At 68.5% G+C, this 25,509-nt stretch carries 20 protein-coding genes; 8 read left to right on the forward strand and 12 right to left on the reverse strand.

The window, feature by feature from the left end; genetic code table 11:
* Nucleotides 1-37: 37 nt before the first annotated feature.
* From ACIO3S_RS00265 to ACIO3S_RS00275, 3 genes are read right to left on the reverse strand one after another with little or no spacing between them, the layout of a single operon-like run.
* Nucleotides 38-3,214: a heavy metal translocating P-type ATPase gene (locus tag ACIO3S_RS00265; RefSeq protein WP_400458389.1), complete on the reverse strand. Its 3,177-nt coding sequence runs from the start codon at nucleotides 3,212-3,214 to the stop codon at nucleotides 38-40.
* A gap of 5 nt (nucleotides 3,215-3,219) precedes the next feature.
* Complete coding sequence (locus ACIO3S_RS00270; RefSeq protein WP_160026139.1) at nucleotides 3,220-3,423, reverse strand: copper ion binding protein; 204 nt, start codon at nucleotides 3,421-3,423, stop codon at nucleotides 3,220-3,222.
* 33 nt (nucleotides 3,424-3,456) lie between these two features.
* Nucleotides 3,457-3,777: a metal-sensitive transcriptional regulator gene (locus ACIO3S_RS00275; RefSeq protein ID WP_008355454.1), complete on the reverse strand. Its 321-nt coding sequence runs from the start codon at nucleotides 3,775-3,777 to the stop codon at nucleotides 3,457-3,459.
* 72 nt (nucleotides 3,778-3,849) lie between these two features.
* Here ACIO3S_RS00275 and ACIO3S_RS00280 point away from each other — a divergent pair, with 72 nt between their 5' ends.
* The 3 genes from ACIO3S_RS00280 (at nucleotide 3,850) to ACIO3S_RS00290 (ending at nucleotide 7,901) form a co-directional block, all read left to right on the forward strand.
* Nucleotides 3,850-4,644 carry a deoxyribonuclease IV gene (locus ACIO3S_RS00280; RefSeq protein ID WP_400458392.1) on the forward strand — a complete coding sequence of 265 codons (795 nt, stop codon included), beginning with the start codon at nucleotides 3,850-3,852 and terminating at the stop codon, nucleotides 4,642-4,644.
* Between the two features lie 203 nt (nucleotides 4,645-4,847).
* The gene (locus tag ACIO3S_RS00285) at nucleotides 4,848-6,887 is read left to right on the forward strand and encodes an acyltransferase family protein (RefSeq protein WP_400458394.1); all 2,040 of its coding nucleotides are present in this window, start codon (nucleotides 4,848-4,850) and stop codon (nucleotides 6,885-6,887) included.
* 393 nt (nucleotides 6,888-7,280) lie between these two features.
* Nucleotides 7,281-7,901 (forward strand): DUF5317 family protein, encoded by a 621-nt coding sequence (locus ACIO3S_RS00290; protein WP_400458396.1) that lies wholly within the window; start codon nucleotides 7,281-7,283, stop codon nucleotides 7,899-7,901.
* Nucleotides 7,902-8,352: 451 nt separating this feature from the next.
* On the opposite strand, the gene ACIO3S_RS00295 is transcribed toward ACIO3S_RS00290, so the two are convergent.
* The gene (locus tag ACIO3S_RS00295; protein ID WP_400458398.1) at nucleotides 8,353-10,062 is read right to left on the reverse strand and encodes a CHAT domain-containing protein; all 1,710 of its coding nucleotides are present in this window, start codon (nucleotides 10,060-10,062) and stop codon (nucleotides 8,353-8,355) included.
* Here ACIO3S_RS00295 and ACIO3S_RS00300 point away from each other — a divergent pair.
* Nucleotides 10,048-10,650, forward strand: coding sequence for a hypothetical protein (locus ACIO3S_RS00300; protein WP_400458400.1), 603 nt, complete (start codon nucleotides 10,048-10,050; stop codon nucleotides 10,648-10,650). The two genes, ACIO3S_RS00295 and ACIO3S_RS00300, sit on opposite strands and share 15 nt — an antisense overlap.
* 149 nt (nucleotides 10,651-10,799) lie before the next feature.
* On the opposite strand, the gene ACIO3S_RS00305 is transcribed toward ACIO3S_RS00300, so the two are convergent.
* From ACIO3S_RS00305 to ACIO3S_RS00315, 3 genes are read right to left on the reverse strand one after another with little or no spacing between them, the layout of a single operon-like run.
* Entirely contained in the window at nucleotides 10,800-12,347 is a 1,548-nt protein-coding gene (locus tag ACIO3S_RS00305) for a S8 family serine peptidase (RefSeq protein WP_400458402.1), read from the reverse strand.
* A 12-nt stretch (nucleotides 12,348-12,359) separates the two neighbouring features.
* The gene (locus ACIO3S_RS00310; protein ID WP_160026133.1) at nucleotides 12,360-12,869 is read right to left on the reverse strand and encodes a hypothetical protein; all 510 of its coding nucleotides are present in this window, start codon (nucleotides 12,867-12,869) and stop codon (nucleotides 12,360-12,362) included.
* Entirely contained in the window at nucleotides 12,869-13,480 is a 612-nt protein-coding gene (locus ACIO3S_RS00315; protein WP_400458404.1) for an RNA polymerase sigma factor, read from the reverse strand. Before ACIO3S_RS00315 ends, ACIO3S_RS00310 begins: the two co-directional genes overlap by 1 nt.
* A gap of 291 nt (nucleotides 13,481-13,771) precedes the next feature.
* Here ACIO3S_RS00315 and ACIO3S_RS00320 point away from each other — a divergent pair, with 291 nt between their 5' ends.
* Both ACIO3S_RS00320 and ACIO3S_RS00325 read left to right on the forward strand, forming a co-directional pair.
* A complete protein-coding gene (locus ACIO3S_RS00320; protein ID WP_400458406.1) occupies nucleotides 13,772-14,935 on the forward strand; it encodes a lipid II:glycine glycyltransferase FemX in 1,164 nt (387 codons plus the stop codon).
* A 7-nt stretch (nucleotides 14,936-14,942) separates the two neighbouring features.
* Nucleotides 14,943-15,995, forward strand: a complete 1,053-nt coding sequence (locus ACIO3S_RS00325) for an alanine racemase (protein ID WP_350837740.1) — start codon at nucleotides 14,943-14,945, stop codon at nucleotides 15,993-15,995.
* Here the strand turns inward: ACIO3S_RS00325 and ACIO3S_RS00330 are convergent.
* Both ACIO3S_RS00330 and ACIO3S_RS00335 read right to left on the reverse strand, forming a co-directional pair.
* Entirely contained in the window at nucleotides 15,953-17,374 is a 1,422-nt protein-coding gene (locus ACIO3S_RS00330; RefSeq protein WP_400458408.1) for a glycosyltransferase family 87 protein, read from the reverse strand. The two genes, ACIO3S_RS00325 and ACIO3S_RS00330, sit on opposite strands and share 43 nt — an antisense overlap.
* 11 nt (nucleotides 17,375-17,385) lie before the next feature.
* Complete coding sequence (locus ACIO3S_RS00335) at nucleotides 17,386-19,941, reverse strand: transglycosylase domain-containing protein (protein WP_400458410.1); 2,556 nt, start codon at nucleotides 19,939-19,941, stop codon at nucleotides 17,386-17,388.
* Nucleotides 19,942-20,504: 563 nt separating this feature from the next.
* Here ACIO3S_RS00335 and ACIO3S_RS00340 point away from each other — a divergent pair.
* Nucleotides 20,505-21,155 carry a PadR family transcriptional regulator gene (locus ACIO3S_RS00340; RefSeq protein WP_160026127.1) on the forward strand — a complete coding sequence of 217 codons (651 nt, stop codon included), beginning with the start codon at nucleotides 20,505-20,507 and terminating at the stop codon, nucleotides 21,153-21,155.
* 45 nt (nucleotides 21,156-21,200) lie between these two features.
* Nucleotides 21,201-22,283 (forward strand): inositol-3-phosphate synthase, encoded by a 1,083-nt coding sequence (locus tag ACIO3S_RS00345; protein WP_160026126.1) that lies wholly within the window; start codon nucleotides 21,201-21,203, stop codon nucleotides 22,281-22,283.
* A gap of 75 nt (nucleotides 22,284-22,358) precedes the next feature.
* Here ACIO3S_RS00345 and ACIO3S_RS00350 read toward each other — a convergent pair whose 3' ends face one another.
* From ACIO3S_RS00350 to ACIO3S_RS00360, 3 genes are read right to left on the reverse strand one after another with little or no spacing between them, the layout of a single operon-like run.
* On the reverse strand, nucleotides 22,359-23,582 hold the full coding sequence (locus ACIO3S_RS00350; protein WP_400458413.1) for an ABC transporter permease: 1,224 nt from the start codon (nucleotides 23,580-23,582) through the stop codon (nucleotides 22,359-22,361).
* Nucleotides 23,579-24,286, reverse strand: a complete 708-nt coding sequence (locus ACIO3S_RS00355) for an ABC transporter ATP-binding protein (RefSeq protein ID WP_400458415.1) — start codon at nucleotides 24,284-24,286, stop codon at nucleotides 23,579-23,581. The genes ACIO3S_RS00350 and ACIO3S_RS00355 overlap by 4 nt, the downstream gene beginning before the upstream one ends.
* Nucleotides 24,283-25,401 carry an efflux RND transporter periplasmic adaptor subunit gene (locus ACIO3S_RS00360; RefSeq protein ID WP_400458417.1) on the reverse strand — a complete coding sequence of 373 codons (1,119 nt, stop codon included), beginning with the start codon at nucleotides 25,399-25,401 and terminating at the stop codon, nucleotides 24,283-24,285. Before ACIO3S_RS00360 ends, ACIO3S_RS00355 begins: the two co-directional genes overlap by 4 nt.
* Between the last annotated feature and the right edge of the window lie 108 nt (nucleotides 25,402-25,509).

The following is a 25,509-nucleotide window of genomic DNA, read 5'->3' on the forward strand; positions in this document are numbered from 1 at the left end:
TCCCATCTCCGTCTGTGGAGAGGGACGAGTCAGGGTATCAACCAGCGGTTTCCGTGGCCGAATCCACGGCCTCGACCGTGAACGGCACCGTGATCACCTCTCCGTCGCCGAGCCGGAACTGGGCCCAGAGGCGGTAGAGACCAGCCTTCGGTACGTCCAGGTGCAACCCGAGCTCGGGCCCGAACGAGGCACCGGGGACCGCCAGCTCGTCGCCTTCGGCGTGGCCGTGCACGAACGTCTCGCCGTCCGCGCTCATGACCACGACGTGGCCGGCCGCGCCGAGGTAGGGCTGCAGATTGTCGACAACCTTCCCGGTGCTGTCCTCGAACCTGAAGTGCAGGTCGCTCTGCTGGTCGGCGACCGGCGTGCCCTCGAGCGTGACGGTTAGATTGTCGACAGTCGACGATCTCGGGCTCGCCTCCAGCGGGACGGCCGGGGGCTGCGTACCTTCGACGGTGAGCTGCTGCCGGTCGAGCACGTCGGCCATGTCGGCCCGGCGCCGGAACTCGGTGTCGACGCGGTAGGTGCCTCCGGCGGGGAAGGTCACGTCGGTCTCGAGCTCGCCCGGTCGGCCGGTCGGCTCGGCGTGGAGGTGGCGGAACCAGGAGAGGTCCTGGCTGGTCACGATCACGTGCATCCAGGCCTGGTGGGTGCGGCCGAGGTCGGTGACCGGGTCGCCGGTCGCGGCGTCCGTGACGAGGAACCGGAGGCCACCCTCACGTTGCGTGATCGCGACGTCGATGCCCGACTCGTCGGAGGCGACAGGGGCGATGTCGACCTCGTGCATCTCCGTCATCGACGGACGCATCGGGCTCATCCCCTGCGCCCATTCCAGGATGCCGTTCATCCCGCGCTGAGCGGGCTCGGTGCGACTCAGGTAGGTCAGGCCGGCGCCGATCGAGATCGCGATCACGGCCGTGACCAGGAGGTACCCGCCGTCGCGGACGCGGGTGACGAAGCCCCGGCCGGCGTACGCCTCGGGGGTCTCGGGACGGCGGAAGCCGCGCAGGCGCAGCGCGTTGGTGACGACGCTGACCGAGCTCATCGCCATCGCGGCGCCGGCGAGGACCGGGTCGAGAAGGGCGAGCGCGGCGACGGGGATGAGGAGCACGTTGTAGGCGAACGCCCAGAACAGGCCCTGCTTGATCGTCGCGACGGTACGCCGGGAGAGCGCCAGCGCGGTCACCACGCCGCGGAGGTCGCCGCCCACGAGGGTGATGTCGGAGGCTGCCAGGGCGACGTCGGTGCCGGTGCCGATCGCGATCCCGACGTCGGCCTGGGCCAGCGCCGGGGCGTCGTTGATCCCGTCGCCGACCATCGCGACGACCTTGCCCTCGTCCTGGAGCTGCTGGATCCTGGCGAGCTTCTGCTCGGGCAGCAGGCCGCCGGCGGCGTGACGTACGCCGACCTCGTCGGCCACCTTCGCCACCGTCGCGGCTGCGTCGCCGCTGAGGATGTGCACCTCGACGCCCGACTCCTCGAGCAGGCGCACGGTCTCCTTGGCCTCGTCGCGGACCTGGTCCGCGACCCGGATCGATCCGGCGTACGTGCCGTCGACCGCGACCAGGACGGAGCCGTTGTCGGCGGCGTCGATGCCGTCCTCGGCCAGCATCGCCGAGTTGCCGACGACGACCCGGCGCCCGTCGACGTACGCGCTGATCCCGCGGCCCGGGTGGGCCTCGAACGCCGAGACCTCCGCGTCTCCGGTGTCGGCCGAGGCCTCGGCACGGGCTCGGAGCGCGGTGGCGAGGGGGTGGTCGCTGCCGGTCTCGGCGGCGGCGGCGATCCGCACCAGCTCGTCGCTAGTCCAGCCGGCAGCCGGGGTGATCTCGGAGACCTCGGGCTTGCCGTGGGTGATCGTCCCGGTCTTGTCGAAGACGATCGCAGTGACGGAGCGGGCGCGCTCCAGGGTCTCGCCGGAGCCGACGAGTACGCCGAGCTCAGCGGCGCGGCCGGCGCCGACCATGACAGCGGCGGGCGTGGCCAGGCCGAGGGCGCACGGACAGGCGATGATGAGGACCGCGATGGCCGCGGTGACGGCGCTGGTCAGACGCTCGGCGTCGGGGCCGAGGACTAGCCACCCGATGAAGGTCAGCGCCGCCACGACGAGGACGGCGGGCACGAACACCGCCGAGACCCGGTCGGCGAGGCGCTGCAGCTTGGTGCCGGAGCCCTGGGCCGACTCGACCATGGCGATGATCTGCGCCAGCGTGGTCTCGGCGCCGACCGCGGTCGCCTCGATCTCGAACGAGCCGGTCTGGTTGATCGTCGCGCCGATGACGATGTCGCCCTCGGTCTTCCGCACCGGGTCGCTCTCGCCGGTGAGCATGGACTCGTCGACGTAGGACGATCCGGCGACGATGCGGCCGTCGACCGGGACCTTCTCCCCGGCGCGTACGCGAATCCGGTCGTTGACCTGCAGGTTCGCGACCGGGACCGTGACGTCACGGCCGTTGCGGACCACCGTGGCCGTCTCCGGCATGAGGCCGACGAGAGCCTTGACCGCGTCGGCCGTACGCGACTTCGCACGGGCCTCGAGCCAGCGGCCCATCAGCACCAGCGCGACGATGACCAGGGCGGTCTCGAAGTAGAGGTGGAGCGGCAGGCCCCACGCCTCGGCCTGCCCCATCCACAGGGTCACGAAGGCGCTGTAGGCGAAGGCGATGCCGGTGCCGAGCGTGACCAGAGTGTTCATGTCGACCGTCCCGTGGCGTGCGCCTCGAGCCGCCGCGACGTAGATGTCCCGGCCCGCCCACCACTGGGTGACCGCGGCGACCACGAGCACGATCGACATCACCGGCTCCATGGCGTCGACGGGGAGCGGGATGTACATCAAGGCCATCAGGCCGAGCCCCACCGCCAGGGCCGTGACCCACCGCCGCTTGAGCTGGACGAGCTCTTCCGTGCGGCGTACGTCCCGACCCGACTCAGCCGTCGCCGCCTCGTCGATGTGCGGCTCCTGTGGATTGTCGACAGTCGACGATCTCAGGACGGCCTGATAGCCCGCCTTCTCGATGGCGGCGCTGATCTCGGCGAGGTCGGTGCGGGTGGGGTCGAAGTGAACGAGGGCGGTCTCGGTGGCGAGGTTGACGTTGGCGTCCTCGACACCCTCGACACGGCTGATGGCCTTGGTGACACGGCGCACGCAGCTCGCGCAGGCCATGCCCTCGATCTCGAGCTGTTGCTCGGTCGGATTCGCGGCGGTGGGGGTCATCATGATCAGGCCAGCGAGTAGCCGGCCTCCTCGACGGCCGCGCGAATCGCGTCGTCCGAGATCGGCTCAGCGGCGGTGACAGTGACGTTGCCCGAGGCCAGGTCGACGTCGACATTGCTCACGCCGGCGATCTCGGTGACCTCTTCGGTGACGGAGGAGACGCAGTGTCCGCAGGTCATACCGACGACAGTGAAGTTCTGAGTGCTCATGAGAATCTCTCTGGGTTGTTGGATTGTTGACAATCAGGACCGGACGAGGCGAGCGATGGCGGCAGAGGCCTCGGCGAGCTTCTCGTCGGCCTCGGCGCCACCGTTCTGGACCGCGCCGGCGACGCAGTGTCCGAGGTGCTCATCGAGCAGCCCGAGGGCGACGGCTTGGAGCGCCTTGGTCGAGGCGGAGACCTGGGTGAGGATGTCGATGCAGTACGCCTCGTCCTCGACCATCCGCTGCAGCCCGCGCACCTGACCTTCGATGCGCTTGAGGCGCTTGAGATAGGCCTCCTTGTTCTTGTTGTGGAGGTATCCGTGATCCGCGTGGCCTTCGGGCCCGGTGTGCTCGTCCATGCGGCCTACCATACCCCCGTAAGGTATGAAGTCAAGCCAACATATGTCGGTGCCGCGTCCTAGACTGAAGCCATGGCTGTTGCGATCGGTGCCCACGTAGACCAGACCGACCCCGTTGCCGAGGCGACCGCGCGCGGCGCGGGCCTGGTGCAGTTCTTCCTGGGCGATCCGCAGTCCTACAAGGGCCCGGTGGTGACGTACGCGGACGGCGCAGCCGCCCTCAAGGCGCGCGCGGAGGAGCAGGGTGTCGATCTCTACGTCCACGCGCCCTACATCATCAACGTCGCCACGACGAACAACCGGATCCGGATCCCGAGCCGCAAGCTCCTCCAGCAGCACATGGACACCGCGGCCGAGGTCGGCGCCAAGGGCCTGATCGTCCACGGCGGCCACGTCAACAAGGACGACGACCCGGCGAAGGGCTTCGACAACTGGCGCAAGGCGATCGAGGCGACCGACATCAAGGTTCCGCTCCTGATCGAGAACACCGCGGGCGGCGACAACGCGATGGCGCGCTACCTCGACCGGATCGCCGGCGTCTGGGAGGCCATCTCCACCGCCGAAGGTGCGGAGAATGTCGGCTTCTGCCTCGACACCTGCCACGCCCACGCCGGCGGCAACCCGCTCGAGACGGTGGTCGAGGACGTCCTCAAGATCACCGGCCGGATCGACCTGGTCCACTGCAACGACTCCCGCGACGAGTTCGACTCGGGCGCCGACCGCCACGCCAACTTCGGGGCCGGCCGCATCGACCCCGACCTCCTCGCCGGCGTGGTCCGCGACGCCGGGGCCCCGGTGATCTGCGAGACCCCGGGCGGCGCAGCGGAGCACGCCAGCGACTTCGCCTGGCTCCGCGAGCGACTCTGACCGATTCTCACCGAATCTTCACTTCTGTCAGCCGAGACGTGAGTTCTGACGGACGAAACTGCACATTCGTCCGCCACAACCGAAGATTCGTTCGCCACAGCTGCGGTCTCGCTCGCCAAAGGTGAAGAATCGGCTGAGAATCAGACCACCCAGCGGGACCGTCGGCTATGACCCAACCGGGCCATTGACTTATTGTTGATCGAATGGGTTCGAATTGGCGCGCCGATGTTCAAGGTCTCCGTGCCGTCGCTGTCGGTCTAGTGATCGCAGGACACGCGGGGCTCTCAGGATTCGAGGGAGGGTTCGTCGGAGTCGACGTCTTCTTCGTCCTCTCCGGGTTCCTGATCACCACTCTGCTGCTGCGTGAGACCGACCGCAGCGGCAGAGTCAGCATCAGTCAGTTCTACGCTCGCCGCGCCCGCCGCATCCTGCCGGCGGCGACCGCGACGATGCTGGTCGTGCTCACCTACAGCGCGATCGTCCTGCCCCAGACCCGCACCGACCAGATCGCGGGCGACGCAGGCTGGGCGGCGGTCTTCCTGGCGAACGTGCACTTCGCGAAGGAGGCGGTCGACTACTTCAACAACGCCGCGCCCTCGCCGTTCCAGCACTACTGGTCGCTCTCGGTCGAGGAGCAGTTCTACGTCGTCTGGCCGCTGCTGGTGCTCGCGGTCGCCCTCTGGATCCCGAAGCACCACCGCCGCCGCGCGATCACCGCGCTCGCCGCACTCGTTGCGGTGGTCAGCCTCGCCTGGTCGCTGCACGCCACCGCTGCCGACCCGACCACGGCCTACTTCTCCACCCCGGCGCGGGCGTTCGAGCTCGCCGCCGGGGCGCTGCTCGCCTGCGTCGCCGGACGACTGACCCGGATCAAGAAGCCGTACGCAGCCGCCCTCGGCATCGCCGGTGTCGGCACCCTCGTCTACGCCACGACCAACTTCAGCGAGGCGACGCACTTCCCGGGCTGGCACGCCCTGGTCCCGGTGCTCGCCACGGTCGCCCTCCTGGTCGCCGGCCCCGCCACCCCGACCGGCTGGCTGCTCTCGAAGCAGCCGCTGCGCTACCTGGGTGACATCTCGTTCAGCCTCTACCTGTGGCACTGGCCGATCCTGATCCTCGCCCCCGAGGCCATCCCCGGCGGCGGCGTCCGCCAGCTGCTGATCATGCTGGCGCTCATCCTGGCCGCCTCCGCGGCGAGCTACCACTGGATCGAGATGCCGTTCCAGCGCCACAAGATCCCGCACCTCACCAAGGGCCGCCGCGCGCTGGCGCTCTGGCCCGCCGCCGCGGCTCTCGCCCTGGTCGCGGGTACGAGCTCGCAGGCGTACGCCGGCTACCAGGTCGACGTCGCCAAGGCCAACGCCGAGGAGTGGTTCAAGGAGAACCCCGACGTCCTCGAGACCGACGACAAGCCGGTCACCGGCGTGCTGAAGAAGACGGTCAAGGCCGCCGAGGAGGGCGCGCCGCTACCGCCGGAGGTCGAGTTCGACGCCACCGACTCGTGGGCCGAGCGCGGCGGCTACTGCTACGCCGGCTACGGCGAGACCAAGCTCGACGGCGACTGCGTCTACGGCGACGGCAAGGCCGAGCGCACCGTCGCGGTGGTCGGCGACTCACACATCGGGATGTGGCTGCCGGCCCTCGACACCCTCGCCGAGCGCCAGCACGTGAAGCTGGTCCCGTTCGTGAAGCTCGGTTGCGCTGCGTACGGCGTCAAGCAGAAGTCCTCGAAGATGACCGTCGAGGAGTGCGAGGACTTCCGGTCGTGGACCAACGAGCAGATCGCCGAGCTCGATCCGGACACGATCGTCGTCGGCGCCCGCGGCATGCTCGACATGGAGGAGCGCGACGGCGTCTCGACCGAGGTGCAGTGGCGCGAAGGCGTACGCCACGGCGTCAGCGCCTTCGAGAAGGTCACCCCGGACGTACGCGTCTTCGCCGATGTCCCCGCTGTCGACAGCGACCCCGGCGAGTGTCTCTCCGACGCCCGCAACCTCCTCGAGGACTGCGTCGTGAAGCCCGACGGCACCGAGGTCGACTCCAACGAGGTGACCCAGGAGGCGCTCGAGGGCACCGAGGCCGCGTACGTCGACATCGTCGACCTGGTCTGCACCGAGCGCTGCCCGCTCGTCGTCGGCGACGTCGTCACCTACTACGACGACTCCCACATCACCGCGACCTGGGTCGACCGGGTCACCCCCGCACTCGGCAAGCGCCTCGGCCGCCTCGACCGTTCCGCCTAGAACACATTTCAGTTCTGCGGCGGCGGAACCATTGCCGTAGCCGCGTCGGCGCGGAAGAATCGAAGGTTGCCGGGCGGGGCAGTCAATCCCCTCACCGCCCCGCCCGGCCCATGTCTTGGCCACTCGCGGGTTGGGCATCCCCCTCTTGCCCAACCCACGTTGTGGCCCCGAAACCGCCTGCCTCCCCCAAGGCGGCGGCGCCAGCGTCCGAACCGAATTCCCCCGAATCTCGGTCCGGACAGCCCCAAGGAGTTCGCAGGAGCCCCGCTGATACAAGGGCTTTGAGAATTTTTTGCCACATGCGCCAGGCCGGCTGCCGACACCTCCGGCAGCCCGATCCCAGTTGCCTCATTCCTCTCCCGGGTTCCGCGCAACGCCACTAGCCTGCTTCGCATGCCCGGCCCAGGAATGCTCACGCTGATGGTGCTGCCGGCAATCGTCGGCCTCATCATCGTCGCCCGCCCGAACGTCGCGGTGTCGCTGAGAAGAATCCGCGGTACGTGGCTGATCGCCATCGCCGCCGCACTCCAGTTCGTGCATTACCGCGGCTGGTGGCCAGAACAGGTTCCGGAGACCACAGAGCGGCGCGTTTACGCCGTCTTCATCATCGTCGTCGCGCTGACCTTCTCTTGGCTGAACCGATCGCTAGGGAATCGGGCAACGGGTCGCTGGGCCTTGTCACTGATCCCGCTCGGAACCATGTCGAACGCCATCCCGATCGCGGTTCTCGGGGCGATGCCGTACAGCATTTCGGGCGCACGTACTGCGGGTTACACCGAGACCGATCTGGCCACCGACGCCCCCGGCTACATCCGCCTCGAGGACGTGTCGCCGTTCTGGACCCCGCTCGCAGACCTGATCCCAGTTCCCGTGTTGATGAAGGTTTTGAGCATCGGGGACGTCTTTCTGTTCTCCGGCCTCGTCCTGTTGATCGTCGCCTGCTCTCTGCCCCGCACCGAGGAAGTTTCAGAGCCAGTCGACGCTGACGATGGGTCCGTCCAACCGTCGGTGTGACTCGCACCGATCTCCGTCTCTACCCCACGAGAGGAGGAACCAATGACATTCGACGACCTGAAGGCACGTGTGTACCTCGCAGGCGCAACGATCGTGCCGACCGCCCTGGCGATCTACGCCCTCGCAGCCCCGCACAACGAGGGCCACTGATGCAGAGGGGGAGTGCCGACGGCCAGGTGGTCCTCATTCACTCGACGACGACCGCGCCCCTGGCGTCCTGAACCAACCCCGTTCCCGCAGCCATCTCCCATCTACCCGACGAGAGGAGGACCAATGTCGTTCGACGGCTTGAAGGCACGCGTGTACCTCGCAGGCGCAACGATCGTGCCGACTGCGCTGGCGATCTACGCTCTCGCAGCCCCACACAACGAGCCCAACTAGCGAAGCACGCCGGGTGGGCGGGGCCCGGAAAAGTCCTCGCCCACCCGGACACCGATGCTCCCAGTCCGACCTACGAGAAGCAGACGAACGGGGCCGGCGGGGCGTCCGTGGTCGCTGCCGGGAGGGACTCGGCGAGGGCCTCGGCAGGAGCAAGGCCCTTCGCGAGGGCGCCGTGAAGGCGGCTGAAGACTTCGTACGCAGCCTCGTCGGCCACCACCGCGGGCGAGGCGATCACGGCGCGGGCGCCGGCGTGCAACCAGGCTCCGACCAGGCCGATCAGCTCCTCGCCCCAGCGAATGGTTGAGCGTCCGACCTCGCAGGCCGAAAGAAGTACGACGTCGGGGACGGCGGAGAGGCCGTCGATGTCGTAGCCGTACCAGGTGCCGTCGGCGAGCTCGAGGCCGGAGAAGAGCGGGTTGTCGGCGGAGTGGTGGCCGTGTGCGGCCAGGTGGAGTACGTCGACCTCGGCCGCCAGCGCGGAGACGGCGGATGCGGTCGCGTCGGCGCCGGTGAGGATGTGCGAGCCGCGCCAAGCGGTGGCGCTGTGAGCGACCTCGTCGGCGGCGCGCATGACGCGGGGCCCGGCGACGAATCCGGCTACCTGGGTGCGCAGCGGAGTGTCGGCGCGGCTCAGCCAGGCGGTGGCGCTCTGGGCCACCGTGACGGGCCGGCCGGTGAAGCCCGACAGGAGCGTCCATGGCACGGCCGCCAGCACCGCCGAGGGAGTCAGCACGACCGGCCGGTCGCCGATCCGGTCCAAGATCGGCGCGACGAGCAGGTCGGAGAGCTGCTGGAGCCGGGCAGTCAGGTCGCCGCGTACGGCGGCACCCAGCGGCCCCGGGAGGTCGGTCGCGGCGACATCGAGATCCGGCAGCAGGCCGCCCAGGAGCGACCCGAGCGCGGCCTGCTCGCCGAGGTCGATCCGGGTGGCCGCGTCGTCGGTCGCGACGATCGCGACGATCCGTCCGGCGGCGACGACGTACCCGACGAGCGCATGATCTCCGATGCGTTCACGCAGGTCAGGCAGTGAGATCGGGTCGGAGACCTGCCCCGATCCCTTGACCCGCCAGGCTCGCTGACGGATCTGCTCACGCAGCTCGTGCTCGCGTTCGGGCGACACCTCACCGCGCAGCTCGGCCAGGTCGGCGGCGAGCTGAGGATCAGACGGCGGCCGCACCGGCTGGACCCGCGAAGCCAGCATCCGCGAGCGCTCAGACCACTCGAAGAGCACGTCGGTTTCGCCCGACTCGACGGCCAGCTCCAGGCCGCGCCTGGCCAAGGTCCGGCCGTGCCCGGCGACGTTGGTCTGCAGGTCGAGGCTGCCGAACGAGCTCTGCCACAGATGGAAGTCATCGAGCCCGGCCCGCAGCTCGCGAAGCCCAGCCACCGCACGGCCAGCGGCGACCGCCAGCTCGGCACGCAGCTCTCGCTCCAGCAGGCGGATGTCGATGGGCGCCTCCGGCGGGACCGGACCGATGACCCTGCCGCTCGCTGACCTTGTCGGCAAGCCGGCGCTCTCGGCCGAACGAATGCGCGCGAGCCGGGCCTGCAAACGCACCCGAAGCGCCGGCCAGCTCAGCCCTTGCTCTTCGAGCGGGCCGGCCAGCGCCTCGCCGTCCTCGCTCGGATCTTGGCGTGCGGTCACGGCCGCCTCGAACGCCACCGCCCGCGCCCGCAGCGCCAGCCCCGGTGCCTTGGCCTCTTCGAACCACCCCAGCGCCGAGCGCGCCACCCGCTCGGCCTCGGTCGGATCAGTCGCCACCAGGTGGGACGCCAGCACCAACTCAACCTCGCCCTGTCGCTGACGCTGCCCCTTCGAGCCATAAGCCTCAGCTGCCTGCCGCAGCTTCGCCCCGCCCTGCCGGATCAGCCCCGCTGCCATCAGCACCTCTGCCCGATCGGCATCACACACAGCCTTCACCAATGGCCCCACCGCAGCCTGTGCGTCATAGCACGACTCCATCAGCGCGAGTGCGCCAACCAAGTCTCCGGCGAGGAAAAACGCGTACGCCCTGTTGTGGTCTGCCTGCGCCGCCAGCACCTCGTCGTCGGATTCGCGGTAGCCGATCGCCGCCAACTCGAACTCGTGCGCGGCAAGAGCCGGCTCGCGTTGGTCGAGATACACAGTGCCGCGGTTGTTATGTGCTTTGGCAAGTTTGGCTGGCTGGCCTTGAAGCGCGTCGATCGCATGGCCAAACGCTTCCAGGGCTTCACTGGCACGCCCCGCCCGTCTGAGCAGCGTGGCGCGTTGCTGCAGCAGGGCGCCACGAGTCGCAGGGGAAAGTCCGGCTCCCCCCAACGCACGATCAAGACGGCCCAGGGCATGGTCGAAATCCGACTCATCCGCGGCAAGGAACGCCATGGATGACTCGATCCGCGCCAAGAGGTTGGGGTCGTCAGCGAGTGATTGCGCCCTTCGGAACAGGTCACGCGCTTCTTCGGAGTCGCCGGCGCTGAGCGCGGCTACTCCGAGACGATGTAGCTCCTCGGGCGGATCTTCCCCCCGCCGCATCATGATCAGCGCCTCAGGCTCGTCAGCTCTTCGAGTGCGGACCATGCGCGCTTCACGTCGTCTTCAACGGAGCCGGGTGCGCCATTTTCGAAGAGATGGTGCGCGATACGACCGGCCATCAGCGGCGCGGCGAACGAGGTCCCGCTCCACAGCCCGAACCCGCTGCTGAAGTCGTCTGGATCAAGGGTCGTCCGGCGTCGTCCCATGAAGTCTGTTGCTTGTGTTGGCTGATAGCCACCGTTGAAGGCGACGGGGAACGTACTCACGACGCCCGCTCCTACCTCGTAGGCACGCACCCATGGTCCGGCGTTGCTGAAGATCGCGTCCGTTCCGTTGGGATTTAGCGCGCCTACCGAGACGATCGGCAACTCACCCGCACGCTCAGGCACCGGACCTTGACCATCCGCCCATGGGGCAAAGGCTGCGGGGAAAGCTGGACGTGAGGTGGCATCGTTTCCGGCGCCGCAGACCACGACCGTACCGTTTGCCGAGAGATCCGCCAGGATGTCGTACAGCGTCCCATCGAACAGTTCGTCGGCCGGCGTCTCGTGGTAGTAGCTGATCGACAAGCTGAGGACGTCGATTCGCCGTCCGCGCGGATCACCGTTCCTATAAAGCCTGACGAGCTCGGCGATCTGCGCAAGGGCAGTGATCCAGTCGGTCTCCGTCACCGGGCCATCCGGCGGGACGATGCGCCACGAATAGATGTCCGCGTCCGGGCAGGCCTGGTGTACCAGACCAGCGATGAACGTGCCATGACCGGCTACCGGGTCAATCAGTCCGTCCAGGCGACCCACCAGGTCTCCGTCAATCTCCGAGTCTGGAACGGCGCTCGTCCAGCCGATCTGGTGGTTGTCGAGTCGTACGTCGCGCTCGACGAAGCCAAGCCATGGATGGTGCCCGCAGCCGGTGTCCAAGATCGCGACTACCGGTCTGGTCCGGTCCCCTAGGTCGTGATCTGGACGCCGGTTGGGCGGCGCGCCGACGAATGCAACCGGCTGCCGGCCGCCAGTTCCCAGCGGGTCGTAGCCGGACCCGCCGTCTTGACCGCGGGGGTCCGGGTGGTTGTGAGGGTCCGGGTGGTTGTGAGGGTCCGGGTGGTTGTGAGGGTCCGGGTGATTGTGGGGATCCGGGTGATTGTGCGGCACGGGAACCAACACGTGTTCAAGGCTTACGCCCCGAACATTATCGAGACCTTCGGCGCGCAAGTACTGCAAAACCGTCCACGCATCGGGGGCTTGTGATGCCTTGCCCGGCCGAACCCCGAGCCGCACGCGACGTACGCCGAACCGGAGCCCGACCGCGCACTCGGGCTCGTCCTCAGCAATGGCACGCCAGCCAAGACCCTTCGCGGCCTTCTCGATGCGCTTGAAGGTGTCCTCGAAGTCGACCGACTTGGAGATCAGCAGAACGGACGACGAATAGATCGTCGAGCGAGCAGCAACGCCGTCGACGGCGACCGCGTTGGTCGGGTCGAGGACTCGCGCCTCGGTGGAACCGTACGCGACCGACAGCAGGGGCTCGCGCTCTCTGCGGGTGGGGCGGTGGGCCATCGTTACTCCTGGTCAGATCTCGAACGTGGGGGTCAGAAAAGCAGCAGAGCCGTCGGCAGGCTCGAAGCGCAGCCGGATGAGGCCGGCGGGCAACGAGGTGAGCTCGAAGCGACCCGAGGCTCCGAGGGTGACGGCGACGATCGGCGTACGGACGTCGTCGGCGCGGACGGCGCGGACGGTCATGGGTGAGCCGGGGACGACCCAGCCGTCGAGGCGGGCGGTGGTGTCGGTGTCGGACGCGACACGCACCAGGACATCCACGCCGGACTGGGCGAAGCGCAACGTGTAGGCAGAGCGGGCGGAGGCAGGGGCGGAGGAGCGTACTCCGGCCGCCTCGGCACCCGAGGACTCCACCAGGAGCATCAGCTCCAGGTCGAGCCCGAGACCGGACTCCTCGGCGGCGCCTGCGGCGGCCGCCTGCATCCGGGAGATCAGGCCCCCGGGGACGGGGTCACCGGCAACATAAGCCTGTCGAACCAGGCCCAACAGCTCTTCGCGAGTGGGCTCCTCCGAGCGACCCATCACGACACCTCCCCTTCGTCGAACACAGCGCGCAGTGCGTCCCGCAGCTTCCCGAGACAGCGGCCGCGGGTGGGGCCGATGCTGCCGATGGGCATGTCGAGCTCTTCGGCCAGACCGGCGTAGTCCGGCCGATCGGAGAAGGCGACCACGCGCAGCAGTCGCCGGCACCGCTCGGGCAAGCCCTCGACGGCTGCCCAGATGAGGGAGTTGCGGTCGCCCTCGACGACCAGGGACTCCGCGGAGCGCTGCGTCGGGACGCGGGACTCGAGCGCCTCGTCCTCCACAGGTACGTCCCGCCCGGACCGCTTCGCGACCCGCCAGGCCTCGCGGCGCGTGGTCAGAGTGAGCCAGGCGCCGACGGCTGCGGTGTCGAGGATCGAGGAGTGCTTGCGTACGAAGGTGAGCCAGGTGTTCTGGACGACGTCCTCGGCCTGCTCCTGGGTGAGCCGGTAGGAGCGGGCGATCTGCCACAGGATCGGGGTCATCGTCGCGACCAGCTCATCGAGGGCGGCGGAGTCGCCGCTGAGCCAACGGTCGAAGTCGGCCGTGGCCCGGGACCACACGGTCACAGGTGCGTCGGCATGACCGATCCCCCGTGGTACCCGTGTCACAGTCCCCTCCTCGACCGGTGGCCTCCGGATCGGCGGCGAGCCGGTGGGGGGCCAGATGGCGCGCGGGCGCGTCATCGTGGTGGTCATAGTTGCTGTCACGGCTACAAGGAGGCCCGGGCCCCAAGCCGTGATACATCTGGTCGCTGACAATAGCGTCTCAACGGCCCTGACTCACTAGGGAGCGGCGCGATTGTCCCCACATTGGGGCGGTGAGACGCTCACGGACGGTGGTCCCGACCGGCTCGACCACCGGGATTCGGCCCTACCGCCTGAGCGGGTAGCCTTCTGCGGGTGAGTCTCACCGTGCGCCCCATCACCGCTGCGGAGCATCTCGCCTTCATCGAGAAGCAACCCAGCGTGAGCTTCCTCCAGACCCCGTCGTGGGCCCGGGTCAAGACCGAGTGGCGCTCGGAGTCGATCGGATGGTTCGACAGCCTGCAGGGTGGTGCCCTCGTCGGCGCTGCGCTGGTGCTGCACCGGCCGGTCCCGAAGCTGGAGCGGTTCACCCTCGCCTACCTGCCGGAGGGTCCGAGCATCGACTGGTCGGGCGATCTCGCGCCGTGGCTGGCGCCGCTGGCGGCGTACCTGAAGAAGAACGGCGCCTTCGGCATCCGCATCGGACCGCCCGTCACCACCGCCACCTGGAACGCGAACCAGGTGAAGGACGGCATCGCCGACGACACCGTCCAGCGGCTCAACCAGCTCACCCCGACCCACCGCGACGCCACCGGCGCCCGCGTCGTCTCCCAGCTGAGAGCGGCGGGCTGGAAGCTGCAGTCCCCCGAGGACGGCTTCGGCGCGGGCCAGCCGCAGTACAACTTCGTCATCCCGCTGGCCCACGAGGACGGCACGCCGAAGACCGAGGACGAGGTCCTCAAGGGGATGAACCAGCTCTGGCGCCGCAACATCAAAAAGTCCGCCAAGATGGGCGTCGAGGTCACCGTCACCTCTCCCACCGCCCCCGCGGACGGCGACTTCGAGGGTGACCTGAGCGCCTTCCATGACCTCTACGTCCACACCGCCGCCCGCGACCACTTCACGCCCCGCCAGCGGAGCTACTTCAGCACCATGTTCTGGGCGATGTCGACCGAGGACCCGGAGCGCATCAAGCTCTTCCTGGCCCGACACGAGGGCGATCTCGTCGCCGCCACCATCATGGTCCGCGTCGGTCAGCACGCCTGGTACTCCTACGGCGCCTCCTCGACCGAGAAGCGAGACGTACGTGGCTCCAACGCCCTGCAATGGGCGATGATCCAGGACGCCATGGCCGCCGGTGCGACCACCTACGACCTGCGCGGCATCACTCCGACGCTCTCCACCGACGACTCCCACGTGGGGCTGATCCAGTTCAAGGTCGGCACCGGTGGCCAGGCGGTGGAGTACGCCGGGGAGTGGGACCTGCCGCTGAACAAGCCGATCTACACGGCCTTCGATGTCTACATGAAGAGGCGCTGATCTCCGTATGCCGCTGAAACTGACCGTTGACGCCGATCGCTGGCGCAAGCACGTCCAGACCTTCGCCGAGGCGACCCCCGGCCTGGTCCCGGTGGCGAAGGGCAACGGCTACGGCCTCACCCTGCGCAAGCTCGCCCACCAGACCGAGTGGCTCAACAGCCTCGACACCGGCGTGGACACGCTCGCGGTGGGCACCTACAACGAGGTGTGGGAGGTCGCGACCCGATTCAGCGGATCGATCTACGTCCTCACCCCGTGGCGGCCCTACTCACCCGAGATCAACCCGGAGATCGCCGACCGCGTGATCCACACGATCAGCCGCCCCGAGGACCTGCCGCTGCTGCTGGAGCGCCAGCCCGGCGCCCGGGTCATCGTCGAGCTGGTCACCTCGATGCGTCGCCACGGGATGACGCCGAGCGACCTGTGGCCGACCGCCGCCGTTGCCCGCGAGCACGCCCGCTTCGAGGGCATCACCATGCACTTCGGCCTCGACGGCGGTTCGCTGGCCGAGGTACGCGCCCAGATGGACGCCGTCGTCGGCGCCGAGGCGAAGACGGTGTGGGTCTCCCACCTGAGCGCCAACGAGCTGGCCCAGCTGCGCGCCGCCTACGGCGACATCACCTTCCGGCCCCGCGTCGGCACGGCACTCTGGCTCGGTGACCGCGGCGCGCTCACCGTGACCGCGACCGTCGAGGACGTACACCCGCTCGAGCGGGGTTACTCCTACGGCTACCGAGGCCGCACCGCGATGCGCGCCGGCCACCTGGTGGTCGCCTCCGGCGGCACCGCCCACGGGATCGGGCTCGAGGCGCCGCTGGGCGACACCCACCTGCGCTCCCGTGCCCTCGCGGTCGCCCGCGGTGGGCTCGACGCGATGGGGCAGTCGCGCTCGCCGTACACGCTCGACGGCAAGGCGCTCTGGTTCGCCGAGCCGCCGCACATGCAGGAGTCGATGCTCATGCTTCCTTCGGGCGCGCGTGTGCCCGAGGTCGGCGAGGAGCTCGAGGTGCGGGTGCGCTACACCGCGACCTCGTTCGACGAGATCGTCCTGGACTCCTGAGTCTCCGCGCGGGCCTCGGTCCACCGGACCGGGTCGCGCCACGGCTCGTAGATCTCCCGCACGACGACCACGATCAGATAGATCTCGGCGGCGACCCGGGCGAGGATCGCGAACCAGTAGACCGGCTGGTCCCCACCGCTGCCGGCCAGGAGGTCGGCGAGATACCACCAGACCGCGACGAAGTAGAAGAGCTCTCCGGCCTGCCAGATGAGCTGGTCACGCCAGCGCGGCACGGCGAGGACGGCCAGCGGCAGCAGCCAAAGGACGTACTGCGGTGAATAGACCTTATTAACCAGGAGAAACCCGGCCACGATCAGGAAGCCGAGCTGCGCCAGTCGCGGTGTCTCCCGGGCCGTCAGCCCGATGATGAGTACGCCGCTGCACCAGGCGATGAAGAAGGCCCAGGAGACGAGGTTGACCGTGTGTGCCGAGATCGCCGCGTCGCTGGCCTGCTGGACCACGAGCCACAGCGAGCCGAGGTCGGGTCCGCGCTCGGAGTTGAAGCTCCAGAAGACCTTCCACTCCTCCAGGCCGGTGGCCATAGCGGGGAGGTTGGCGAGCACCCAGGCGAGGACCGTCGCCAGGGCGGCGACCGCCAGGTCGTAGTAGCGACGGCGCCGGATGCAGATCACCACGAGCCCGCCGAGCAGGAAGAGCGGGTAGAGCTTCGTCGCGCAGCCGAGGCCGATGAGGATGCCGGTCAGCAGCGGCCGGTCGCGCGACCATGCCCACAGCGCGCCGGCCACGAAGACGACCGCCAGCATGTCCCAGTTGATGATCCCGGTCGCCGCCAGCACCGGAGCGAGCGCGAACGCGGCGGCGTCCCAGGGCCGTCGGCGGTGCGTACGTGCCAGGAACCAGGCGGAGAGCAGCGCCGCGGCCGCGAAGCCGATCACGTTGACGATGATGAAGACCCGGATCTCGTGGTGCATGCCGGGCAGACCCCAGAAGCTCGAGGTCTCCACGAGATGGCGCTCGTCCTCGTCGGGGGTGTCGGTCAGCCAGTCGGTTATGTGGGACGTCGCCCAGGCGTAGTAGGAGATGCCGACCGGATACTCCATCACCTGCTGGTAGCGCGCCCGCACCTCAGGATCGGCGGAGTAGGGCCACTCGTGCTCGGCCAGGCCGCGGTCGACGTAGAGATAGGGCAGGTCGGAGTAGCAGAAGTGCGTGTATCTGGTGTCGCCGTTGGTCCAGGTGGCGTTGTAGCAGGTCTGCTTCGACACCATCCCGATCGCGAAGGTGAGCGAGGTCAGGAGCAGCAACAGGCCGACCGCGCTGAACCAGCGCCGTCGGCCGTGTGCGAGTCCCCCGAGAGGACCGCCCACCGCGGTGGAGGCGGTCCTGACGACCGGATCCTCCGCCGCGGGGGCGGTCACTGGACCATCTGTCACTGCGTAGTGCCCTCTTCGGTGCCGCCGCCATTGCCGCCGCCATTATTGCCATCCGCCGGTGGCGAGGACGACTCACAGTCCCCGAACCAGTCACACGCGGTCTCGGTGACCCCCGGCTCGGTCGACTCGGACGGGTCAGGAGTCGTGCCCTCTCCCGGATCACCGTCAGTCGCGCCATCCGTGGGCGACTCGCTGGCTTCCGGCTCCTCGATCGGGATGCAGAGACCCTTGCGCTCGTCCTTCTTGGAGCAGTCCTCCGACGGGGTCGGAGTCGGCGACGGGGTGGCGGTCAGCGACGGCTCGTGACCCTCCATCGGCGCCTCACCGTCCATCCAGGCCGGCTCCGGGAACTCCTCGAGGTCGAGGTCGTCGGTCAGCGTGCCCATGATCTGGGCCCACGTCTCGGCGGGGTAGCCGGCTCCGAAGTAGGAGTCGAGCCAGCCGTCGAGCTTGCCGGAACCCTTGCCGCGTACATACATGACCGCGGTGGACAGCTGAGGCGTGTAGCCGGCGAACCACGCCGAGGAGACGTCATCGTCGGCGTTGGTCGCGGTGCCGGTCTTGCCGGCGGCGGGCTGGTTGATCACACCGGCCGACTGGCCGGTGCCGTCCTTCACGACCTGCTGCAGGGCATAGGAGGTGTCGTCGGCGGCGTCCTCGGACATCGCCCGCTCCTCGCCGTCACGCTGGTCCCATTCATAGACGACCTCGCCCTCGGCGTTGACCACCTTCGAGACGAGGTGGACGGTGTTGCGCACGCCGCCGTTGGCGATGGTCGCGTAGGCGTTGGCCATGTTGATCGGGCTGATCGCCTGACGGCCCAGCGTGAGCAGATAGTTCTTGGGATCGAAGTCGATCGAGTAGGCCGGGATCGAGCGGTAGTCGGCCGGCGCGTCCTCGGCGTGCTGCTCGTCCGGCGGCAGACCGGCCCTGACCGCCATGTTGTAGACGTCCTCGCTGCCGTTGGGCAGCGCGGTCGACATCTGGACGAAGGAGGTGTTGACCGACTCCTCCATCGCCTTGATGCCGGTGATGTGCTCGCCGTAGCCGTGACCGGTCGGGTCGGCATCGCTCTGGCCCGAGTTGCGGACGACCCGGTCGGTGCCGGGGATCTCCAGACCACCCTCACCGGTCCAGGTGTCCTTGAGTGAGTAGCCCGCGTCGAGGGCCGCGGCGAGGGTGAACGGCTTCATCGTCGAACCGGCCATGCCGCCCGAGGCCGCCCAGTTGATCTGGGAATCGAGGTAGTCCTGGCCACCGTAGAAGCCCTTGAGCGCACCTGTCTTCACATCGACCGTGGCGGCGCCCACGTGCAGCTCGTTCTCCGGGTGCTTGGCGTTGACCGCCTTCTTGTCCTCAGGACGTACGTCCTTGACAGCATCCTCCGCGGCCTTCATCGCCTTCGCGCTGAGCGTGGTGGTGACCTTCAGCCCCTTGCTGTCGATGTCCTCCTCGGTGAAGAGGGGCTCGCCGTTCTCGTTCTTCAGGGACTTCAGCTCGTTCTTCACCAGGGTGAGCGCGTGACCCTTCTGGCCACCGAGGCGGCTGTCGGCCAGGGGCTTGGGGAACTTGGGCAGCGCCGCCTTCGCCTTCTCGAGGGTCGCCTCGTCGTAGTCGCTGAGCGCCTTGCCCTGGCTCTTGAGGTCGGCCATGCCGTTGAGGACGTACTGGTAACGGCCGAGCAGCTCGGTGCCGCCGGAGTCCTTGCCTTCCTTCTCCGGGTCGAAGCCGTTGGGGTTGTTGAGAATCGCGGTCAGCGCCGCGGCCTCCTTGATGTTGAGGTCCTGGGCCGACTTGCGGAAGTAGGTCTTCGCCGCGGCCTGGACGCCGTAGGCGCCGCGGCCGAAGTAGACGGTGTTGAGGTAGCCGGTGAGGATCTCGTCCTTCGAATTCTGCCGGCTGATCTTCAGCGAGATCACCGCTTCCTTGACCTTGCGGGAGTAGGTGCGCTCCTGGGTCAGGTAGAGGTTCTTGACGTACTGCTGCGTGATCGTCGACGCACCACCCGCGCTGCCGGTGGTGGCGTTGGTGAAGAGCGTGCGGGCGATGCCCTTGAGGTCGATGCCGTTGTTCTCGTAGAAGCTGCGGTCCTCGGCGGCCACCGCCGCGTCCTTGATGAGCGCGGGCATCTCGTCCTCGCTCAGCGCGTCACGGTTCTGGTCGCCCGCCTGGAAGCGGCCGACCTCCTTCTTGCCGCCGGCGTAGTAGACGAAGCTCGACTCGGCCTCGAACGCCGCGTTGGCGCTGGGGATCGAGATCATGTTGTAGGAGATGATCACCGCGCCGCTGCCGATCAGCGCCATGACCAGCGCGCAGATCGCCGCGATCTTGCCGATCCGGACCGCCAGGGCCTTCTTGTCGAGCCCCTCGTCATCGAAGCGGCCGTTCGGCGCGCCGGCTACGGAGTTGGGGTCACGCGGCCCACGACCGCCGCCGCCACGCTCGGGACGCGCAGGCCCCTGACCGAGACGGTCGACCGGTGGCTCGCCGGGACGACGGGGTCCCGGCGGGTAGGGCTGCCGCTGACCGGGGCGGGGACCACCGGGAGGCATCGGGCGCTGAGCGCCACGGGGCTGAGGACGGCCGCCTGACGGCTGGCCCTGCGGAGAACCCTGCGGACCGCCCTGGGGACGGCGCGGTGCCGGCGGACGACCGCCCGGACCACCCTGCGGTGGGCGCGGTCCGCCCTGGGGTCGTCCTTGCTGCCCACCGAGATTGGATCTACGGGGACTGGCACTGCGGGGGCTGGGCCTTTGAGAAAAGCCGCCGGATGGGTCGCTCACGGGTGTTGCACTGCTCCTGTGACTGCCCGGCACGTGACCGGACGGGCTGACACTGACAATCCCCCGACGTCGCTGAATCCCCCCGAGGGAATCCCATCAACCTGACGCGCGACGCTTGCCTGACCTTCCCCGGGTGGTTCCTCGGGTAGGTGAACGGCAGCCATCAGCGTACGCAATCGACGCTAGCGCTCCCGCATCCACGCCCAGCGCGCCTCAAGTCACCCGACGTCAACAGTTCGGTGACGGTTGCATCGAAGCGGGCTCTTCAGGCGTAGACAGACAAGACTTAGGTCTCTATTTGCCATCACGGATATATCGGTACGATAGGTCGCATGGCACGTCGCGCAGAGACGATCGAGTTGGCAGTCCTTGGGCTGCTGCACGAGTCGCCTATGCATGGCTACGAGCTGCGCAAGCGGCTCAACCTGATGCTGGGCTGGGGGCGAGTGCTGTCGTACGGCTCGCTCTACCCGGCTCTGAAGAAGATGCTGCGCAAGCACCTCATCGAAGAGGAGGCGCAGTCCGTCACGCCGGTGACCCGGCGGCCGCGGATCGTCTACCAGCTGACGCCTGCCGGAGAGCGTGAGTTCACCCAGCTCATGTCCGAGGTCGGTCCGATGGCTTGGGAGGACGACAACTTCGACATCAGGTTCGCGTTCTTCGGTCGCACCGACATGGAGATCAGGCTTCGCGTCCTCGAAGGACGTCGCAGCCGACTCCAGGAGCGGCTCGATCGGGTGCAACGCGAGCTTGCCATGACCCAGAAAGAGGTCGACTCCTACGCCCGCGAGCTTCAGCGTCACGGCGTCGAGTCGGTCGAGCGGGAGGTCCGATGGCTCTCCTCTCTGATCGACGCCGAACGCAACCCCAGGCCTGTGAACGACGAGCAGGCGGCGGGTCAGGGGGATCTGGGGGATGACGATGGCGTACGCGACGAAGCGGACGTCTCGCGCACAGCGCAGAGCAGCCAAGAGAACGAGTGATGACCTCCGGGCCGGTGTCGGCCTGGAGTATTGGAAGGAGCCCCGATGGGTTCGGTTCGTGTAGCAATCGCGGGAGTGGGCAACTGCGCCAGCTCCCTGGTCCAGGGTGTGGAGTACTACAGGGACGCCGACCCGGCGGGCAGCGTCCCGGGCCTGATGCACGTCACGTTCGGCGACTACCACGTCTCTGACGTCGAGTTCGTCGCTGCTTTCGACGTCGACGACAAGAAGGTCGGCAAGGACCTCTCCGAGGCGATCAACGCCTCCGAGAACAACACCATCAAGATCGCCGACGTCCCGTTCAAGGGCGTCGAGGTCCAGCGTGGTCCCACGCTCGACGGTCTGGGCAAGTACTACCGCCAGACCATCTCCGAGTCGGGCCTCGACCCCGTGGACGTGGTCTCGGTCCTTCGCGAGAAGGAGGTGGACGTTCTCGTCTCCTACCTTCCGGTCGGCTCCGAAGAGGCGGACAAGTTCTACGCGCAGTGCGCGATCGACGCGGGCGTCGCCTTCGTCAACGCGCTGCCGGTCTTCATCGCCTCCGACCCCGAGTGGGCCGCGAAGTTCGAGGCCGCCGGCGTCCCGATCGTCGGTGACGACATCAAGTCGCAGGTCGGTGCCACCATCACCCACCGCGTCATGGCCAAGCTGTTCGAGGACCGCGGCGTCGCGCTGGACCGTACATACCAGCTCAACGTCGGCGGCAACATGGACTTCAAGAACATGCTCGAGCGCGAGCGCCTGGAGTCCAAGAAGGTCTCCAAGACCCAGGCCGTCACCTCGAACCTCAAGGGCGAGCTGGCCGACAAGATCGACGACCGCAACGTGCACATCGGCCCGTCCGACTACGTGCAGTGGCTCGACGATCGCAAGTGGGCGTACGTCCGGCTCGAGGGTCGCGCGTTCGGTGATGTCCCGCTGAACCTGGAGTACAAGCTCGAGGTCTGGGACTCCCCCAACTCGGCGGGAATCATCATCGACGCCGTCCGTGCGGCCAAGATCGCCAAGGACCGCGGCATCGGCGGTCCGATCATCCCGGCCTCGGCCTACCTCATGAAGAGCCCGCCGGTTCAGATCGAGGACACCGAGGGTCGCGTTCAGCTGGAGGCGTTCATCCGCGGGGAGTGACCCTCTGCTGTTGAGCTGCCCCGGGTGCCTGGCACCCGGGGCAGTCGCATTTCCGTCGTAGCCTCCGGCGCAGGTTCAGAAGCGGATCGCGTCGATGATCTTCACCCGCGCGGCGATCATCGCCGGGAGGATGCCCGCGATCGCACCGACCGCGAGGGCGACGGCGAGGCCGAGGAACGCCGCCGAGAGCGGGAAGGGCGGGACGTCGTCGATGCCCTGGAGGACGAGCTTCTGCACCAGCGGGTTCTTGATGGCGGCCACGGCCAGGAGCACGCCGACCACGCCCGCGACGACGGTGGCCACGACACTCTCCATCAGCACCGAGAAGAACACCCGCCCCGTGGTCGCCCCGAAGCTGCGCCGGATCCCGATCTCCCGGATCCGCTGCTGGATGGTGACCAGGGCGATGTTGAGCAGACTCAGGGCGCCGAGCAGCAGGATGATCCCGGCGATCCCGATGATCACCCACTTGATCGGGCCGATCGGGTCCTCACCGCCCCACGCCAGGTAGTCGTCGCGCTGGGCGTCGACCTGGAGTCCCGGGAGCTCGGCGCGCATCGCCATGCCGATCTCGCCGGCGAGCTCGTTGGCGCCGTCGATCGGCACCCACATCTCGTAGCTGGCGTCCGTGGGGGCTCCGGCCTGCCAGTGCTCCAGCGAATCGGCCAGCATGAACGCGCGGGGCGTGCCGTAGCCCCGGAGGCTCGTGACACCGATGATCGTGGCGGTCACCGACATCCCCTGGCCCTTCAGGTCCACCGACGTCGGCAGCTGTGTGCCCCGCAGGCCGAGCTTCTTCAGGAACGTCTCGTCGACCACGAGCGCCGGGGAGAGGCGCTCCTCGTCCGAGGCCTGCAGCCAGCGGCCCTGCGGCACCACGACCCGGTGGATGGCGGCGTACGCAGGGTCGACCCCCATCAGCTCGACCCGCTTGCTGGTGCTCGCGGTGGTCGCCTTGATGTCGTAGGCGGAGATCCTCGCCGACGCGTACTTCACGTCGAACCGCTCCGCGACCGTCTGGAAGGCGGGCCGGACCCGCTCGACGGAGAGCGGCATGCCGCTGTGGGGGTCGTAGGCCATGACCGAGATGTGCGCCGGCCGCCCGTCGACCTCGTAGGACTCGGTGAACATCTGCTTGGCGATCTGGCCGGCCGCGACGGTCGCGGTGATCGAGGCGACCGCCACCGCCACCCCGACCAGCGACAACAGCACCCGGAGCCGGTGGATGCGCAGCTCCTGCCACGCCTCGACGGTCGAGGCGGCCAGGCCCGTGACGAGGCGCGCCAGGTTGCTCCTCACGCCGCTGCCTCCTCGGTCAGCGGGTGCAGCCGTCCCTCGGCGAGCCGGAACCGCCGGCGGGCCAGGGCGGCGACGTTCTGGTCGTGGGTGATCGTGATCAGCGCGGCGCCGGAGTCGTACGTCGCCTGGTCGAGCAGCTTCATCACCATCGCGCCCGTCTCGACGTCGAGCGCCCCGGTCGGCTCGTCGGCGAGCACGACCGACGGCGTCCGGACGAGGGCACGGGCGATCGCGATGCGCTGCTGCTCACCGCCGGAGAGGAACTGCGGCATCGCGTCGAGCCGGTCGCCGAGCCCGACCTTGTCGAGCATCTCTGCGGCGAGCCTCCGTCGCTGCCAGAACTCCCTGCCGGACGCGTAGAGCAGCGGCGCCATCACGTTCTCCAGAGCCGTACGCCCCGGCAGCAGGTTGAACTGCTGGAAGACGAACCCGACATCACGACCGCGGATCCGGGCGGCCTGCCGGTTGCTGATGTCGGTGACGTTGCGACCTGCCCACTCCAGGGTGCCGCCGGTGGGGCGGTCCAGCAGGCCGAGCAGGTTCAGCAGGGTCGACTTGCCGGTGCCCGAGCGGCCCACGATGCCGACATGGTCGCCGCGGCTCACGTCGAGGTCGACGCTGGTCAGGATGTGCAGGTCCTCGCCGTCGGGGAGCTCGACCGTGCGGGCCACGCCGGTGAGCCTCAGCAGCTCCTCGGCGCTCACATCTCCCCCGCCGGCATTTCCTCGATCATCCCGTCGTCCGTTCCGCCGCCCGTCTCCTTCGAGCCCGGGACGTACCGCAGGACCGAGTCGCCTGCCTTCAGCCCGCTGGTCACTTCGACGAGCTTGCCGTCGGTGACGCCGAGCTTGACCGGCTGCTCGGTCGGGGTCCCGTCCTCGCCGACGACCCAGACGGTGCCGTCGCCGACCAGACCGGTGACCGCGGTGACGGGGATGGTGACGACGTCGCCGTCGCTCTTGCCCGCGTCGATGGCCATGGTCATGGTCAGACCGTCGAAGACGGTGACCTTCTCCGGGACCAGGCAGCTGATCCGGGCGCCCGCCCCCGAGTCGCCCTCGGCCCCCGGCTCCCCCTCCATCATCTCGCCCTCGGGCTCGTTGCTGGTGATCGTCTCCGTCGCCGCGTCGCCGATGCTCAGGTCGGTGCAGGTGAACGGCTTCGGGCCGCTCTCGATGGTCACCGTGGCCTCATCCGGGTTGCTGGCCAGCCGGTAGCGGTCCAGCGGCGAGATCGCGCCGACCGCATGGAACGTCGTGGGACGGATCGAGACGACCACCCCGTCCTCGGTCACCTCGCCCATCAGCTCGGCGGCGTAGTTGCCGACGATGCCGGTGGCGGGCGCGACGACCGTGTACCAGTGATAGACCGGCTTCGGCGGCAACGGCTCGACCGGGGCATCGTCACGATCCCCGTCGCCGGTGGCGTCATCGACGTTCCCGGGCTCCTCGGCCGGCTCCTCGACGGGCTCGGCCTCGGCGGGCTCCTCCTCCGCGCGCACCTGGAAGAGCTTGTCGCCCTTCTTCACCCTGGCGCCGGTCTCGGCGAACCGGTGCGCCAGCACCCCGGTGACCGAGCTGGTGGCGGAGACCGGCTTGTCGATCACGATCGTCCCCTCGACCGTGAGCGCGTTGGAGATGGTGCCCTTCTCGGCGACCACCTCCTCCGGCGGGATCTTCCCGGTCGGCGTCAGTGGCGCCCCATCGGCATCCTGCGTCGAGCCGGTGAAGGCCAGCTTGAAGAGGCTCACCGCGATGACCAGGCCGATCACGGCCCAGAACGACTTGAAAAGTACGCGGCGCACCGCCGTCTTCGACATGAGCGGACTGTAGCCCTGCCCGACGGATCACTGCGGCCGAATTTCCACCGGGTTTGTCAACACTCCATCCACGTACATCTCGAACACCTGTTTGATCCCCTAGACTCC

Origin of the sequence: Nocardioides sp. NPDC087217 (assembly GCF_044744805.1) — a bacterium.
In the GTDB taxonomy this organism is placed as follows: domain Bacteria; phylum Actinomycetota; class Actinomycetes; order Propionibacteriales; family Nocardioidaceae; genus Nocardioides.